Below are 14,988 nucleotides of genomic sequence, written 5' to 3'. Positions count from 1 at the left end.
GGAAATAAATTCCCGGCGGGGTACAGAATTAATTAATCAACTAATAGCGATTTCGGTTTCAGCATCAAAGAAGTGACTTTTATTCATATCGAAGGCTATTTTAATATTTTGTGCCGCTCGATAATCAATGTCGGAGTTAGCTCTGACGGTTAATTCATGCCCACCTACGGTGACGTAAAGCATAAACTCAGCCCCCGTTAATTCGGCGACAGTAATATGTGCATCAATACCCTCACTTTGTGAAACAGCAAGAATATCTTCCGGGCGAACACCTAAAATAACGGGTTTATGCTGATGATCATTTAGCGCTGCGAGTTTATGTTCTGGTAACGGCAATTTAAGTGTTTCGGTAACGAAATAGCCGTTATCAAAGGTACCGCGAATAAAGTTCATCGAGGGTGAGCCAATAAATCCGGCAACAAAAATATTGGCAGGATGATTATAAACCGTCTTCGGAGCGCCGACCTGCTGGATCACGCCATCTTTCATGATCACAATGCGCGTCGCCATGGTCATAGCCTCGGTTTGATCGTGCGTTACGTAGATCATGGTGGTGTTCAATTTCTGGTGCAGTTTGCTGATTTCCGCGCGCATTTGAACGCGCAGCCGCGCATCCAGGTTAGAAAGCGGTTCATCCATCAGAAAGACGCCCGCTTCACGTACAATCGCGCGTCCCAACGCCACGCGTTGGCGCTGGCCGCCGGAGAGCGCCGCTGGACGCCGGTCGAGATAGGTTTTCAGCCCCAGAATGGAGGCCGCCCACTGCACGCGTTCGTCGATCACTTGCGCGTCCAGTTTCTGCATTTTCAGGCCAAACGCCATATTGTCGTACACCGACATATGCGGGTAGAGCGCGTAGTTCTGGAACACCATCGCGATACCGCGCGATTTGGCCGGAACGTCGTTCATACACACGCCGTCAATTAACAATTCGCCCGCGCTAATCTCTTCAAGCCCGGCAATCATGCGTAATGTCGTTGACTTGCCGCAGCCCGACGGGCCCACAAATACAATAAATTCTTTATCTTCAATTTCGAGGGTGAAATCTTTCACCACATGAACCTGATTGTTATAAATCTTTTGAATATGCTGCAACGAAAGGTGTGCCATTGCTTTGTCCTTTAATTACGTTTTACCGTTTGCAGAAGCGGCCAGGAAAGCGAGGCCGTGGAAGGCAGCCGTAAATCTGCATCCTGGAGCTGCAAACCAATCCCCACCGACAACATTCCGCTGGCATTAATCGCCGCGATACCCGCCTGGGCATCTTCTATGCCGATGCAATTTTCAGGCTGCACGCCAAGACCGGCGCACGCAGCCAGGAAAATCTCTGGATCAGGCTTTGAGCGCTTAATCAGGTTTGCATCCGCGCAATAATCAAACTGATGTGTAAGCCCTAACGCATCCAAAATTCGCGGCGCATTAAGTGAAACAGAGGCCAGACCTACAGGGATATTTGCACCGTGCAGTTCTGCGAGCAGAGCCGCAATCCCCGGTAAAACAGAGTCCGGATTAAGCTGTTTTAGCGATTCCACATACAGGGTGTTTTTACGTTCTGCCAGAATCTGTTTCTGATGCTGACTAAAGCGTTGTTCCGCCCCGCCGTAGCGTAAAATCCGCTCCAGCGAGTCCATACGGCTAATGCCTTTGAGCTGTTCGTTTATCTGCTCGTCAATGTCGATATCTATCTCACGAGCAATCTGCCGCCAGGCAAGAAAGTGCAGATGCGCGGTATCCGTCACCACGCCGTCTAAATCAAAAATTACCGCCTGGGGAGTCATTGGCTCACCTCTTTTGTGGTACCGCTCCCAGTAACAGGCGTGCAAAATTCAGCCTCGGTTATCACAACGCGCTCCTGTTCAATCCAGATTGTCATCGGCCTGACTGAGGCTTTACGGAGGGTAATTTGCTGATGCGTGACCGTCAGTTGTAGACGTTCACCTTGCCAACAAAACGGGAAGGAAACCGAGCGCCACTCTTGCGGCAGGCGTGGGGTCAGATGCAGTTCCCCTTTCTCCACGGTCAAACCCACAAAACCTTGCACGGCACCCAGCCAAATCGCCCCCGTTGCGGCCGCATGAATGCCGTCGTCGCAACTGTGCGGTTCATCACCCAGATCGATAAGACACGCCTGCTGCCAGAATTGATAGGCCTGTTCTAAGCGATGGCAACGGGCAGCCACAATCCCGTGAATCGCTTTACTGAGCGACGAATCATGGATGGTGCGCGGCTCGTAATAATCGAGATTGGCTTCCAGTTGTTCCGGCGTAAACAGCCACGGCAGCATGTAAGCCAGCATCACCACATCGGCCTGCTTGAGGATCTGCATCTCGTTGACTTCGGCGCGGGCGTAATCAAGCAAAATCGCCTGTGTGCCCTGCTGCGTTTTGTAGCGGCTGAGATCGATAGTCGGTTTGCTGAAGAAAGTATCGTCCTGCTCGAGAACTTGTTGGTGGTCGGGCTGCGGCAACCAAAGACGTTGCAGGAAATCTTCTGCCTGGCGTTTAAAGTCCTGATCTTGTGAAGCGTGCCGCAGCGCCAGTTCCACATTGTGAAACGCCAGATAGTTGGTGTAAGCGTTGTTGTTGATATGCTCGGTGTACTCATCCGGGCCGATAACATCATGCAGTTCCAGCTTGCCGTCGACTTCCACAGCGCGGCTTATCCAGAAACGTGCGGTTTCTCTCAACAGAGTGATACCGCGCTGTTGCATAAAGTTTTCGTCACCCGTTGCCTGATAATAGGCGTCCACAGCCCAGGCAATATCCGCCACCAGATGGTGTTCAGCCGCAGCCGAGGCCACCTTCTGGCGCAGCCCGGTGCGGATGTTAATCGCCGCAAATTCAGGGGTTTCTTCTTCTCCGGACCAGGCGCTTTCCCAAGGGAATAACGCGCCCTGCCAGCCATTTTTCTGCGCTTTCGCCTGAGCACCGGCAAGGTTATGCCAGCGATAGCTCAACAACTGGCGGGCGACTTCCGGCTGCGTCATCAAATGGAATGGCAGCAAGAAAACTTCGGTATCCCAGAAGATGTGGCCTTTATAACCTTCACCTGTCAGCCCTTTGGCGGCAATGCTGCACCGTTCGTTATGAGTTGGGGTCATGGCAAAAAGATGATAGAGCGCGAAATCCAGCGCCTGCTGATCCTGCGGATTTTTACTCTCAACGACAACGCGGCTGCGCTGCCACATTTGCGCCCAGCGTTCGGCGGATTCCGCCAGCAACTGTTCGTAACCGCGTTCGATACAGGTCATCAAATTATCCAGCGAACGTTCACTCCAGCGCTCTGCACGGTAATCTTTATCAAGCGAGCTGGAGATCCAACTGGTTTTCACAAGGACAAATGCCTCACCTTTAGCGACGCGCCCGCTACAGTGCTGCGTCAGGCGGCGGTTTTTGGCATAGAAGCTATTGCTGGCGTTAGCTGGCACGGCACAGAAACTGCTGATCACCACTTCGTTGCTGCCGTCCAGCGTTCGGTAGCAGCCCTGCAAATAGCGCTGCTCGAATACGCGGACGCTGGTTTCATCCAGATGCTGGCGGCCTGAGTTAGTTTGTGTCGCGTCGATGCCGGTGCTGATGGTCACGTCCGCCTCATCATCAAGCGGCGTGATGGCAATGCGCGAGCAAAGCAGCGAAAGCTGAACCGCCGATAAAAAGCGCAGGCATTCAATCTGGTAGCGTTTGCCGTTTGGTGCACGCCACACCAGGCAGCGGCGCAGTTCACCGCTGGCAAAATCTAACTCGCGCTGGTAATCAACAACCGAGCCGGAAAGCAGCGTGAATATTTCACCATCCAACTCGATGCGCATTTGCAGCACATCCGGCAGGTTCACCAGCTCGGTTGTCTCTGTAGCCGAGGCGCGGTGATAAAACCCCGCCAGATACATGCCACGGGTTTGATCGGTGTATGCTTCTTCGTGGCAGGCGCGGATCCCGAGATAACCGTTTCCGGCGGCCATCAGCGTGGCGTATTTATTCAGCGTATGCGGGCTGAACTGTGGTTCATTCAGGCGTGTGAGTGTGTTCATAGCTCGACGCTCTCCCCACGTTCCGCCGCCAGGTAAATAGCGGCGACCAGTTGCTGAATCAGGTAGCCTTGTTCGCCATCGGCAATACTTACCGGTGCGCCCAGCACATGATCGACAAACGCCTGCATACTTTTGAAATGGCGATTATTATCAGCGGTTTCTTTTTGTGACAACGTCACTAATTGCCCTGCTTCATCTTTATAAATATGAGCCGGGAACAGCGTCGCCCCGGCTTCAATTCCGCAAAACTCCACGTTCATCACCGACTGTTGCGGGATGTTTAACGCAAAGGAGGTTTCAAGGCGCAAAATCCCGCCATTATGAAACTCAACGGTGGCAAACAGCGCGTCTTCAACGGTGAAGGTTTTGGGGTCCCATTCACCAAACTGACCGCTGTTTTTACGATTACCGAGCTTCTGGAAAGCGTGGGCTGATACCCGTTTTACCGCCGGGAATCCCAGCACGTACATGGCTGCATCCAGCATGTGGATGCCGATATCGATCAGCGGCCCGCCGCCCTGCAACTCTTTATTGGTGAAAACACCCCAGCCGGGAACGCCGCAGCGACGAAGCGCTTTCGCATTCGTGACGTAAATTTCCCCTAGCACACCGGCTACGACCTGATCGCGTAAAAACTGCGTGTCGCAGGCAAAACGGTGATGGAAATCGTAGGCCAGCACTTTGCCCGCAAGCCGCGCCGCATCGCGCATTTCTGCGGCCTGTTCCGGCGTCATCGCTGGTGGTTTTTCGCACATCACATGGCAGCCGTTTTCCAGCGCCTGTAAAACATGCTCATGATGGAAGCGGTTTGGTGTACACACGCTGACGATGTCCGGCTGGCACTGGCGGTACATTTCCGCCGCGTCACTAAAGGCATGGGGAATGCCGAGCCGGTTTGCCAGCGATTGCGCACGCTCTGTATGGCTGTCTACGACAGCCACCACGTCCAGTTCATTCCTTGTCAGGTAATACGACGCATGCACGGTTTCTGCGACCTGGCCGCCACCGATAATCGCCACCCTGAGTTTTCGACTCATCTCACGTTGCCTCTTAGCAGGTACGTAAAAATTGCAGCGATTGCTGATACGCCGCCGCCGGATCTTCCGCGCGAATACGGCCTTCATAAACGATGTAACCGTCATAGCCATCGGCGCGCAACTGGTCGAAATGCTTTTTAAAATCAATGCTGCCGCTGCCCGGCTGGTAACGATGGTTATCCGCAATGTGCACATGGCCCAGCAGATCGCGGTTCATATGAAACGCAGTGCTGATGTCATCTTCTTCAATATTCATGTGATAGAAATCACCGATGATTTGCGTATGCTTTAACTGATTTTCTTCAATGTAAGCGCGCGCGTCTGACAGGGTGTTGATCATGTGATCCTGGTAACGGTTAAGCGGTTCGAGATAAACCGTGGTACCGGTGCGGGCTGCCACTTCATCCAGATAGCGTAAAGAATCGCTGACGGCTTTGCGGTCGCCCGCCTGGCTGCGTGGTGAGGTCATTGGCGGAAGACGATAAGTAAACATGCCCCACGCCGCAGGCACTACGATGCCTTTGCCGCCAACTTCGGCTAACGCTTCCAGAATACGGGTGATTTGTTGCAGGCCATTCAGACGGCGTTCTTCGATAAAGTCACCAATCCAGCCATCGTAACCGCCGCAGGCGGTTGTGACAGGCAGGCCCGTTTCGGCGATGGCCGCTTTGACTGCCGCCACGTTTTCGACCAGTAATTTGCCGTCGATTTCGAACCCATCAAAACCCATTGCTTTGATGTATTTAAATTTTTCCAGAATATCTGCTGGAAAGAACGCCTGATTTTGAGTACCGATTTTCATCTCTAAAATCCCTTTAAGTTAGAAAGTAACGCCCATTTTGATGCTCAGATCCGGATGCTGATCGACATATTTCATGTAGCTTTCAGCGCTTTCATGGAAGCTCACCACCGGGTCAATCAGGTCGTCGCAATTGAGATAACCGTTCATCAGCAATTCCCAACAAGTTTGCTCGATACGCTTGCGATCCCAGCGCGGATAATCCGGATTCGGTTCGCTGCTGCCGCGTGAGAAGATGATTTTCGCGTTATTGAAATGTGCTTCACGGCCAAGATTGAAATCGTGGAAAGGTTTAGCGAACGCGACGTAGGAGATGGTTCCGCCATAGGCAATACCGCGTAGAGCCGCCTGCAGCGCCTGGTCATTACCGCTGGTTTCGATAATTACATCCGCGCCCATTTTGCCGGTGATTTTTTTGATTTCCAGGCCCACGTCCGTGCCGATTGGGTTAAGGCAGAAATCTGCGCCATGGCGTGTGGCGATTTCACAGCGGTGCGCGATGGGGTCAACACCAATGACGATGGATGCCCCTGCCTTTTTCGCCAGTTGAACGGCAATCTGGCCAATCGCGCCGAGGCCGACGATCACCACAAAGTCCCCTATGCGCACATTCCCGTCGCGCACGCCGCTCATGGCGAACTGGGCAGGGTCATAGCAGACGGCATTTTTCCAGCTTGCACCGGCTGGCATTTTGCGCAGTTTGTAGTTATTGACGCCGTTAGCAATGACGGTTTCCTGAAGCGGGCCGTAGGTACAAACCAGATCCCCAAGTTGATACTCAGTGACATTGTCACCTTTTTCGATAACCTCGCCCACCACCATATTGCCAAGTTGGAACTTGCCGAACTCAATCCCACGGGCAGCACCTTCTGGGCGCGGGACAAACATGTTCCATTCGGTATTAAATTCTTCGTCAATAAACGGGCTGGCGGCGCGGAAATCGACCACTTCGGTGCCGTGTTTCGGTGCGCCAAACGCCACTTTGATTTTCACTTCATGCGCCGCAACCGGCCTGTCTTCGTATTCCACTAATGCCGCGACGCGCGGGGCTGTTGCTATAAGTTTTTTCATTTGTTACTCCATTGATATTTTTTCGGTGGATGGCGCTGCGCTTATCCACCCTACAAACCCGATTCGTAGCCTTGTTGGTCGACTAAACACATCTTCATCCGACAAAACCCGGCTCGTAACCTTTTGTAGGTCGGGTAAGCGCAGCGCCACCCGACATTGATGAATTGATTAACCCTTAACGCCACCCGCCGTAAGCCCGCTTTTAATAAAGCGTTCGGAAAGCGCATACATCACCACGACAGGCAATGCCGTGACTAATGAGGCCGCCATCATTCTTCCCCACACATAGTCAGGTGTGCTGAACAGCGTGCTCAGGCCCACTGGCAGCGTGAAGTTCGCTGAACTGGAGAGGAAAATCGAGGCAAAGAGATAGTCATTCCACGCCACCATAAAGCAGTAGACGAACACCGAAACAAGGCCAGAAATCGCCAGCGGTACGGTGATGTAGAAGATGATTTGCAGGCGGTTTAAACCGTCCATCATGGCCGCTTCTTCGATTTCGTCAGGGATGGTGTCGAAGTAGCTTTTCAGCATAAACACCGCCGTCGGTAGGGTTTGCGTCACCATGGTGATGATCAGCGCCAGCTCCGTGTCATAGATGCCCAGCGCGGTGATGATTTTGAACAGCGGCACTACCAGTAAAATCCCGGAGAACATGTACACCGCGTAGAAACTGGCGTTGATGGTCATCCGCCCTTTAAAGCGCAGCTTCGACAGCGCATACGCCCCGAGAATGCCAATCAACACGGCGATTGCGGAAGACGTTAACGACACCACCATGCTGTTTTTGAAATAGGTCAAAAACGGGAAAATGGTTGGGTTAAAAATGTCGATGTAATGCGCCAGTGTCCACTCCTGCGGGAAGATGGTCGGATGCAGGGAGATCGCCTCGCGCGGGCTTTTGAACGATGTCATCAGCATGACGAAGAACGGGAATAAGGTGACCACCAGGAACAGCCCCAGCCCCAGGTAAAAGCCCACGCGCCCAAGCAGTTTGCGGTTTTTTGCAGTCATTTGAGATTCACCCGTTTTCTGGTCAGCAGGATGACGGCGAAGATGATGACAAATAGCACCACAGAGATCGCAGCCGCTTTTCCTAAGTCATTAAAGGCAAAGGCCGTTTTATAGAGATAGACGCCGAGAATATTCACTTTGGTGGTCAGCAACCAGACGTCGGCAAACATGTAGAACATCCAGATGGTGCGCAGCGTCACCACCGTCGCCAGCACCGGCATAATGGCCGGGAGCGTAACGATTTTGAATTTCTGCCAGCCGTTCGCGCCGTCCATTTCTGCCGCTTCGTAGAGCGATTTATCGATAGTCTGCAAAATCGCCAGAAACGAGATAAAGGCATACGGGAAGTAACGCCAGATGGCGAACAGCACCACCAGGAAGAAGCTGCTGCCGGGATTGTCAAACCACAGCGGCGCTTCATCGAACAGGTGCATAACGTCTACACCCAAGTAATTCACGATGCCGTACCCGCTGTTGAACATGTATTTCCACGCAAACACCAGCGAGATAGAGGGTGTGACGTAAGAAAGGATCACCAGTGAACGGGCCGTTTTACGCAGGCGGAATTCGCGGTTGAAAAAGAGCGCGACGCCGAGCCCCAGACCGGTACTGCCGATAACCACCAGCGCGGTGTACCAGAATGTCGTCCACAACGATTGCCAGAAGGCAGCGTCAGTGAGGATGTTGATGTAGTTTTCCAGGCCGATAAACCGCGAGCTGATATTCGGGTTTAGCGGCAAACGCAGAAAACTGATTTCGATGTTCGACAGCATCGGCCAGGCCACTAATCCCCCCAGCAGCAATAGGCTGGGGGCGAGTAGCATCATGGCGAATGGCATGTCAGAGCGGCCTGAGAACCACTTCTTCATAATGACTTATCCTGTGATTCAGTGTTGTTTCATCAAATCAACGATACGGGCCTGGCTCTTATCCAGCGCCGGGCCGGTCGGCTGCTTCCCTACCGTCACCTGATTAACCATTTCACTTAAAATGGCTGAACCGGTGATATCGCCCATGCGGGTAAAGTTTTTCTCACCCACGGAACCAAACACCTGGACGTTAGGGAATTGCGCAATCAACTCCGCCGGCAGCGTTCCAAAGGCTTTGATCACCGGATTGTCTTTATAGGTTGCGGTTTGTACCACGGCTTTGGTGACCGGTAATGCAGCCCCAGGCGACATCATCACCCAGTCAGCAGAGTTCTGTGCCTGCTCCATAAACGAGACAAATTTCTGCGCCGCGTCGGTCTCTTCTTTGCTTTGACCGGAGGTTATGGTTAGCGAGGTGATCATGCCGTACACCGCCGGAGATTTTTCCGTTGGGACAACAAAGCCGAGATCTTGCGGGGAACCATCGGCGTAGAAAGCTGGCAGGATGTACGTTGAATAAACGGCCATCGGCGCGGTGCCATTCATAAAGGCATCTTTAATTTCCATGACATCGTTGGAGCCCGGCATGGTGTACTGCGCAAGGTCGCGGTAGTAGTTGAGAGACGCGAGCATTTCCGGGGAATTTACCGTGACTTTGCCCGCCGCGTCGAAAACGTTAGCCCCGTTAGAAAGCGCGAACTGCGAAAAAGTTTGCTCCGTCATGACGCTTTCAGCGGTAGGTAGCGCAATACCGTATTTTTTATTGCCTGTGTCGGTCATCGCGCGTGCGGCATTAAGCAATTCAGTCCAGTTTTTAGGCTCGCTCACACCCGCTTTTGCCAGGGCTGATTTGCGATACCAGATGCCGCCAAGCCAGGCGCTGATTGGCGCCCCGGTGTAGGCATTGCCGTCTTCGGTGCGCACTACGCGTAAAATGCCATCGTAGAAGCTGCTCTCCCCGACGCCTGCAATCACCGTTTTGATAGCATCCCTGTCGATAAGCTGCTCTTTATCCATGACTGTGGCGTAATCGTGACTAACTTCAATGACTTCCGGTAAGGCACCAGACCGAGCAAGCGTAATCACTTTGGTGTTGTAGGCGTCCTCTTCCACCGGAACCTGTTTTACAACGATTTGCGGGTTTTCCTTGCTGAAACGTTCGATCAACTTAGTGATGACAGCCTGACGTTCCTGTTCAACGGAGGAATGCATAAACTCAATAGTGACCTGCTGCGCGTCGTCTTGTTTACATCCTGAGAGCAAAGCAGCGGCTACCAGTGCTGATAACAGCACCGTTTTTGACGTTTTCATTTTTTATTCCCTTATATTAGTAGCTAAGCCATAACACTTGATAAGGCTGCATATCGTAAGATTGACTTCCATTAATGTGCGCCCCAGAAATTAAATCTTCATAATTATTTACTGGTAGCATAGCGGACTGTTGTTGAGCACTAAGATTAAATAGCGCCATAACAGACTTTCCATTCTCTGAACGCCGTTTGATCACGAGCACGTTATCGTTAATAGATTCCGGAATAAAATCACTATCAGGATGGAATGCAGCATGTTTTTTACGAACATTAATCAAGTGAGATAATTTCTGATATACCCGCCCGCGTAATCTGCTTTCACCCGAAAGCTGAGTTTCAATTTCATGCAGGTCATATTTCTGACGGTTAATGGCGCGGTTATAGTCCAACCGTTCCACACCATTATAATCATTACGTGAACCCAGAATACTTTGTACATAAATTGCAGGTACGCCAGGGAACGCCAGTAAAATAGCATGAGCGAGGAAAAATCTTGCTAACCGTTCTTCATCGCTGCTATCACGGCGGTTTAACGCATCCATATAGGTGACGTTTATTTCATACGGGCTGCGCGTGCCATCAGGGTTATTTTTCCAGTTAACCAAGGCTCCTTCTTCCTGAAGCTGATTCACCAGGTGCAAAATATCTTCTTCTGGCAAAATTCCGCGTAATGGATTAAGGCCAATACCGTCATGTGAAGCAAGGAAGTTAAACCAGGTGGTCTTGCCGTTTTTTACCTCAGCCAGGGAAGCCGCCCACTGGCTTAATACTCGAGCAGAACCCGTGTGGATGGCATGGAGAACCAGCGGCGGAAGTGGGAACTGATACACCATTTGAGCTTCGTCGTACCCGTTGCCCAGATAGGAGATGTTGTCTTTATGCGGGACATTGGTCTCAGTAATTAATACCGTTCCTGGTGCGACTTCATCCACTACAGCGCGGAACAATTTTACCAGTTGATGCGTTTTTTCAAGGTGGATACAGTTCGTTCCGATGGTTTTCCACATATAACCCACGGCATCGAGACGAATATAATCTGCCCCTTCTTTCAGGTAATGCAGCAGCACATCGACCATCGCCAGCAGCACCTGCGGGTTGGCAAAGTTAAGGTCAATTTGATCGTCGCTAAATGTTGTCCAGATATATTGTTGAGAGCCATCAGCCAGCGTAAATGGCGAAAGTAAAGGTAATGCACGTGGACGAGTAACCGCTGATAAATCCGTCCTGGGGTCAACTTCAATAAAGAAATTCTGATATTCAGGGTTTCCAGCCAGGTATTGTTCAAACCAGTGGCTTTTCGCTGAAATATGATTGCAGACAAAGTCAAACATCAATCTAGTGGAATTATTTAAGCGGGCAATATCTTGCCAGTCACCACACGCGGGGTCGACCTGATGATAATCAATGACGGAAAATCCATCGTCTGACGACCATGGATAAAAAGGCAATAAATGGATATGAGAGAAACTGTTGTTCAACCAGCGGTTATAAAAATCGCCTAACGTTTTTAAGGTTTTCTCATTTTTTTGCTGGAATTGATCGGCGTAGGTTATAAGTACAACATCAGTTTCATCCCAGCCCTGCTTTCGAGTTTTTGTAACCGTATGTTTAACCTTCTCGACTCTGGAAATAAAAGCGTTCGTAACGGATTCATCTAACTGATTGTCATAAATAACCGAGAGCAACTCTATAATTTTTTTCATTTTCACTTTTCCATGGGAGCGGTACCACGGAAAGCGAGACTACTCCCGACTTATTTTTCTGTCAACGTTAGGAAACGGGGTTAAGCGATAAAAAAGAGAAATGCGGCACCTCAATCTAGATATTTGTGAGGTACCGCAAATTTATATGAAACGAGGCAATAAAACACAGCAGCAAAATTTCCGCTGCTGGCACAAAAGGGGTTATCTGGAAGAGGTTCCGTTGTAACGCAGTGAGATTTTTCGTAGAACGCGTGCCAGCATCGGCTCAAGCGTCAACGCGAGTAACATTTTCAACGGGCGTCGAGCCACGGATTTCACCGCCCAACCCGCGACGCCTGCCGGGCCATAACGCAGGGCGGTCAGTAAAACTAATTTACCGACAATTTTCAGGCCCGGTTTAGCCTTGTTAGCCGCTGTCTGGAATTTGGACATGGTTTCTCCTGGGAATGGGTCACGTGTTGTTAATAAGTCTGGTTCAGCTCCCCCTGCCCTCCCCCTTACCAGGGAAGCGAGCAGTTAAGTCCTCCACAAGGCAAGGGTAGGTTGGATGGGGTCAAAGCTGACGAAACCTGCTACGCAATGTGAAAGTATCTGACGTTATATAGCGTTCCATGGAACGTAAACGCTGTTCACCCGCGGCCAGCTCGGCATCCACTTCGTTAAGGAGATCGCGGCTGGAAGGTTCCATCTTTCCCTGATCGGCACCCGCAGGCATAGGATCAAGAATAAAAGTCAGGGCGATGTAGGCCACCAGCACAAAGAAGAACAGGCCAAAAATCATCGCTAAAACGGTAATCAAGCGTACCAGTTTTACCGGTACATCAAGGTATTGCGCAATACCGGCGCAAACGCCCTTCACCATTCCCTTTTCAGGGATACGCCACAATTTACGACCGGAAATTGAATTGACCATTATTTATCTCTCCAGTTCGGATGTTCTGCATCAAGGATCTGCTCCAACGCCTGAATACGTTCACGCATACGGCGTGCTTCATCAGTCAACTGTGCCAGCCGCTGTTGTTCGGCCTGAGATAGCTGCCCGCCATTCGCGGCACGGTTGTTGTAGTGCAACCAAAGCCAGATGGGGGCGACAAACAACACAAAAATCGTTAACGGAATGGCAAGAAAAAGCGCGCTCATGTGTACTCCTTACAAGTCAGCTTGGCTACGGCGCCACGTCGGACGCCGTAGCCGAGTTAATTACCCACGATCCTGGGTGTTCATTTTAGCTTTCAGCGCAGCCAGTTGTTCGCTGATTTCATCGTCGGCTTTCAATTCAGCAAACTGTGAATCAAGGTTTTTCTGCTTGCCAAAGCTGTGGCTTTCCGCTTCGGATTCCATCTGGTCGATACGGCGTTCGAAGGATTCAAAACGCGCCATCGCTTCGTCGATTTTTCCGCTATCCAACTGGCGGCGAACGTCGCGTGAAGAAGAAGCCGCCTGGTGACGCAGAGTTAAAGCCTGCTGGCGCGCGCGGGTTTCGCTGAGTTTGTTCTCAAGCTCACCAATCTCTTTTTTCATACGCGCCAGGGTTTCATCGACATGGACCACTTCATCTTCCAGTGTGGCGATCATGTCAGTCATTTTCTGTTTTTCAATTAAGGCAGCACGCGCCAGATCTTCTTTATCTTTACGCAGTGCCAGCTCCGCTTTTTCCTGCCATTCGGCCTGCTGAGCGGTCGCTTGTTCTACACGGCGTGAAAGCTGTTTCTTTTCAGCCAGCGCACGTGCGGAAGTGGAGCGCACTTCTACTAATGTGTCTTCCATTTCCTGAATCATCAGACGTACCAGCTTCTGCGGATCTTCCGCTTTCTCAAGCAGTGAGTTGATGTTGGCATTCACGATGTCGGCAAAACGAGAAAAAATACCCATAATTCAATCCTCTTAGTCATTATTTCAGGTGCCAGGCACCTCGCACGGAATTAATATTGCAAGCGGTATGCCAACTTTTTATTATGTTGATTTTAAAGGAAATGATTAAATTTGACTCAGTTTCTGAAGCGTTTATAGTGGTGATATTCACTAACTATTGGTTAATTTCATCATGGTTGAGAGCAAAGATAACTTAATTGGCGAAGCAAACAGTTTTCTGGAAGTTCTGGAGCAAGTTTCTCGTCTGGCTCCTCTCGAAAAACCCGTGCTGGTGATTGGCGAACGCGGGACGGGTAAAGAGCTGATTGCTAACCGTCTACATTTCCTTTCCCGCCGATGGCAAGGGCCGTTTATCTCCCTTAACTGCGCCGCGCTCAATGATAACCTGCTTGATTCAGAGCTTTTTGGGCATGAAGCCGGAGCGTTTACCGGGGCGCAAAAACGCCACCCAGGGCGTTTTGAACGTGCCGATGGCGGCACACTGTTTCTGGATGAACTGGCAACCGCACCGATGATGGTGCAGGAAAAACTGCTGCGCGTGGTGGAATACGGTGAGCTTGAGCGCGTGGGCGGCAGCCAGCCATTGCAGGTTAACGTGCGGCTGGTTTGCGCAACCAATGCGGATTTACCAAAACTGGCTGAAGAAGGGAAATTCCGTGCGGATTTGCTCGACCGCCTCGCATTCGACGTAGTGAAACTGCCCCCGCTGCGCGAGCGCCAGCCCGACATCATGCTAATGGCGGAGCATTTTGCGATCACCATGTGCCGCGAATTAGGCCTCCCTTTCTTCCCCGGCTTTACCGAGGAGGCGCAGCTAACTCTTTTGAATTACGGCTGGCCGGGCAATATTCGTGAGTTAAAAAACGTGGTGGAACGTTCGGTTTACCGTCATGGCACCAGCGAAGAGCCGGTTGATGAAGTGATCCTCGACCCTTTTGCGCGCAAGCCTGCGCCTCTGGAGGGTCAAGAACCGTCGCAGTTGGCGTTACCCATGGATTTACGCGCCTGGCAAAATACGCAGGAGAAAATGCTGGTGGAGCAAAGTTTGGCCCAGGCAAAATACAATCAACGTAAGGCCGCTGATTTGCTGGGGCTGACCTATCACCAATTGCGTGCATTGCTAAAAAAACATCAGGTTTCTCAGGCGGAATAGACGCGTTCTACCCCTTTTGAATATCAATGGGTTTCCAGAAACGGTGTAAAAAACAGCAATTCCCTGCCTTTTTTGCAGGCTTTGTTTATAAAAAAAGCAAAATAGCCTGACATATTTTGGGAAGCCCTCAAGA

The 14,988-nt window shown here is 51.1% G+C and carries 15 protein-coding genes; 1 reads left to right on the top strand and 14 read right to left on the bottom strand.

Translation table 11 applies throughout. From position 1 onward, the window contains the following. Nucleotides 1-36: 36 nt before the first annotated feature. The 14 genes from AB1E22_RS19850 to pspA all read right to left on the bottom strand — a co-directional run bounded on the left by AB1E22_RS19850 (nt 37) and on the right by pspA (nt 13,702). A complete protein-coding gene (locus AB1E22_RS19850) occupies nt 37-1,110 on the bottom strand; it encodes an ABC transporter ATP-binding protein (protein ID WP_367596938.1) in 1,074 nt (357 codons plus the stop codon). Between the two features lie 11 nt (nt 1,111-1,121). Then, on the bottom strand, nt 1,122-1,778 hold the full coding sequence (pgmB, locus tag AB1E22_RS19845; RefSeq protein WP_367596937.1) for a beta-phosphoglucomutase: 657 nt from the start codon (nt 1,776-1,778) through the stop codon (nt 1,122-1,124). Next, on the bottom strand, nt 1,775-4,027 hold the full coding sequence (locus AB1E22_RS19840; protein ID WP_367596936.1) for a glycoside hydrolase family 65 protein: 2,253 nt from the start codon (nt 4,025-4,027) through the stop codon (nt 1,775-1,777). Before AB1E22_RS19840 ends, pgmB begins: the two co-directional genes overlap by 4 nt. Beyond that, a complete protein-coding gene (locus AB1E22_RS19835; RefSeq protein ID WP_367596935.1) occupies nt 4,024-5,064 on the bottom strand; it encodes a Gfo/Idh/MocA family protein in 1,041 nt (346 codons plus the stop codon). The genes AB1E22_RS19840 and AB1E22_RS19835 overlap by 4 nt, the downstream gene beginning before the upstream one ends. Before the next feature lie 13 nt (nt 5,065-5,077). Next, nucleotides 5,078-5,866 (bottom strand): sugar phosphate isomerase/epimerase family protein, encoded by a 789-nt coding sequence (locus AB1E22_RS19830; RefSeq protein ID WP_367596934.1) that lies wholly within the window; start codon nt 5,864-5,866, stop codon nt 5,078-5,080. Nucleotides 5,867-5,884: 18 nt separating this feature from the next. Beyond that, nucleotides 5,885-6,934, bottom strand: a complete 1,050-nt coding sequence (locus AB1E22_RS19825) for a zinc-dependent alcohol dehydrogenase (RefSeq protein ID WP_367596933.1) — start codon at nt 6,932-6,934, stop codon at nt 5,885-5,887. Between the two features lie 168 nt (nt 6,935-7,102). Further along, nucleotides 7,103-7,948, bottom strand: coding sequence for a carbohydrate ABC transporter permease (locus AB1E22_RS19820; RefSeq protein WP_367596932.1), 846 nt, complete (start codon nt 7,946-7,948; stop codon nt 7,103-7,105). Beyond that, nucleotides 7,945-8,817, bottom strand: coding sequence for a carbohydrate ABC transporter permease (locus AB1E22_RS19815; protein ID WP_367596931.1), 873 nt, complete (start codon nt 8,815-8,817; stop codon nt 7,945-7,947). The genes AB1E22_RS19820 and AB1E22_RS19815 overlap by 4 nt, the downstream gene beginning before the upstream one ends. 18 nt (nt 8,818-8,835) lie before the next feature. Further along, nucleotides 8,836-10,128 (bottom strand): ABC transporter substrate-binding protein, encoded by a 1,293-nt coding sequence (locus tag AB1E22_RS19810; RefSeq protein WP_367596930.1) that lies wholly within the window; start codon nt 10,126-10,128, stop codon nt 8,836-8,838. A gap of 16 nt (nt 10,129-10,144) precedes the next feature. After that, entirely contained in the window at nt 10,145-11,830 is a 1,686-nt protein-coding gene (locus tag AB1E22_RS19805; protein WP_367596929.1) for a sugar phosphorylase, read from the bottom strand. A 201-nt stretch (nt 11,831-12,031) separates the two neighbouring features. Next, complete coding sequence (gene pspD / locus AB1E22_RS19800) at nt 12,032-12,262, bottom strand: phage shock protein PspD (RefSeq protein ID WP_367596928.1); 231 nt, start codon at nt 12,260-12,262, stop codon at nt 12,032-12,034. A gap of 121 nt (nt 12,263-12,383) precedes the next feature. Beyond that, on the bottom strand, nt 12,384-12,743 hold the full coding sequence (pspC, locus tag AB1E22_RS19795; RefSeq protein WP_367596927.1) for an envelope stress response membrane protein PspC: 360 nt from the start codon (nt 12,741-12,743) through the stop codon (nt 12,384-12,386). Beyond that, nucleotides 12,743-12,970 (bottom strand): envelope stress response membrane protein PspB, encoded by a 228-nt coding sequence (gene pspB / locus AB1E22_RS19790; protein WP_367596926.1) that lies wholly within the window; start codon nt 12,968-12,970, stop codon nt 12,743-12,745. Before pspB ends, pspC begins: the two co-directional genes overlap by 1 nt. Before the next feature lie 60 nt (nt 12,971-13,030). Beyond that, nucleotides 13,031-13,702, bottom strand: coding sequence for a phage shock protein PspA (gene pspA, locus AB1E22_RS19785; protein WP_367596925.1), 672 nt, complete (start codon nt 13,700-13,702; stop codon nt 13,031-13,033). A gap of 157 nt (nt 13,703-13,859) precedes the next feature. Between pspA and pspF the strand changes: the two genes are divergently transcribed. Beyond that, nucleotides 13,860-14,855, top strand: a complete 996-nt coding sequence (pspF, locus tag AB1E22_RS19780; protein ID WP_367596924.1) for a phage shock protein operon transcriptional activator — start codon at nt 13,860-13,862, stop codon at nt 14,853-14,855. Nucleotides 14,856-14,988: the final 133 nt, after the last annotated feature.

Source organism: Buttiauxella gaviniae, assembly GCF_040786275.1.
In the GTDB taxonomy this organism is placed as follows: domain Bacteria; phylum Pseudomonadota; class Gammaproteobacteria; order Enterobacterales; family Enterobacteriaceae; genus Buttiauxella; species Buttiauxella gaviniae_A.
The sequence above is the reverse complement of the archived record's forward strand: the minus strand, read 5'-3'. Positions and strand labels throughout refer to the sequence as shown.

Coding starts and splice junctions, on each gene's coding strand:
- AB1E22_RS19820 (WP_367596932.1), bottom strand. CDS start 7,948: ATGACTGCAAAAAACCGCAAACTGCTTGGGCGCGTGGGCTTTTACCTG.
- pspC (WP_367596927.1), bottom strand. CDS start 12,743: ATGGTCAATTCAATTTCCGGTCGTAAATTGTGGCGTATCCCTGAAAAG.
- pspD (WP_367596928.1), bottom strand. CDS start 12,262: ATGTCCAAATTCCAGACAGCGGCTAACAAGGCTAAACCGGGCCTGAAA.
- AB1E22_RS19840 (WP_367596936.1), bottom strand. CDS start 4,027: ATGAACACACTCACACGCCTGAATGAACCACAGTTCAGCCCGCATACG.
- pgmB (WP_367596937.1), bottom strand. CDS start 1,778: ATGACTCCCCAGGCGGTAATTTTTGATTTAGACGGCGTGGTGACGGAT.
- pspB (WP_367596926.1), bottom strand. CDS start 12,970: ATGAGCGCGCTTTTTCTTGCCATTCCGTTAACGATTTTTGTGTTGTTT.
- AB1E22_RS19810 (WP_367596930.1), bottom strand. CDS start 10,128: ATGAAAACGTCAAAAACGGTGCTGTTATCAGCACTGGTAGCCGCTGCT.
- AB1E22_RS19805 (WP_367596929.1), bottom strand. CDS start 11,830: ATGAAAAAAATTATAGAGTTGCTCTCGGTTATTTATGACAATCAGTTA.
- AB1E22_RS19835 (WP_367596935.1), bottom strand. CDS start 5,064: ATGAGTCGAAAACTCAGGGTGGCGATTATCGGTGGCGGCCAGGTCGCA.
- AB1E22_RS19825 (WP_367596933.1), bottom strand. CDS start 6,934: ATGAAAAAACTTATAGCAACAGCCCCGCGCGTCGCGGCATTAGTGGAA.
- pspA (WP_367596925.1), bottom strand. CDS start 13,702: ATGGGTATTTTTTCTCGTTTTGCCGACATCGTGAATGCCAACATCAAC.
- AB1E22_RS19830 (WP_367596934.1), bottom strand. CDS start 5,866: ATGAAAATCGGTACTCAAAATCAGGCGTTCTTTCCAGCAGATATTCTG.
- AB1E22_RS19815 (WP_367596931.1), bottom strand. CDS start 8,817: ATGAAGAAGTGGTTCTCAGGCCGCTCTGACATGCCATTCGCCATGATG.
- AB1E22_RS19850 (WP_367596938.1), bottom strand. CDS start 1,110: ATGGCACACCTTTCGTTGCAGCATATTCAAAAGATTTATAACAATCAG.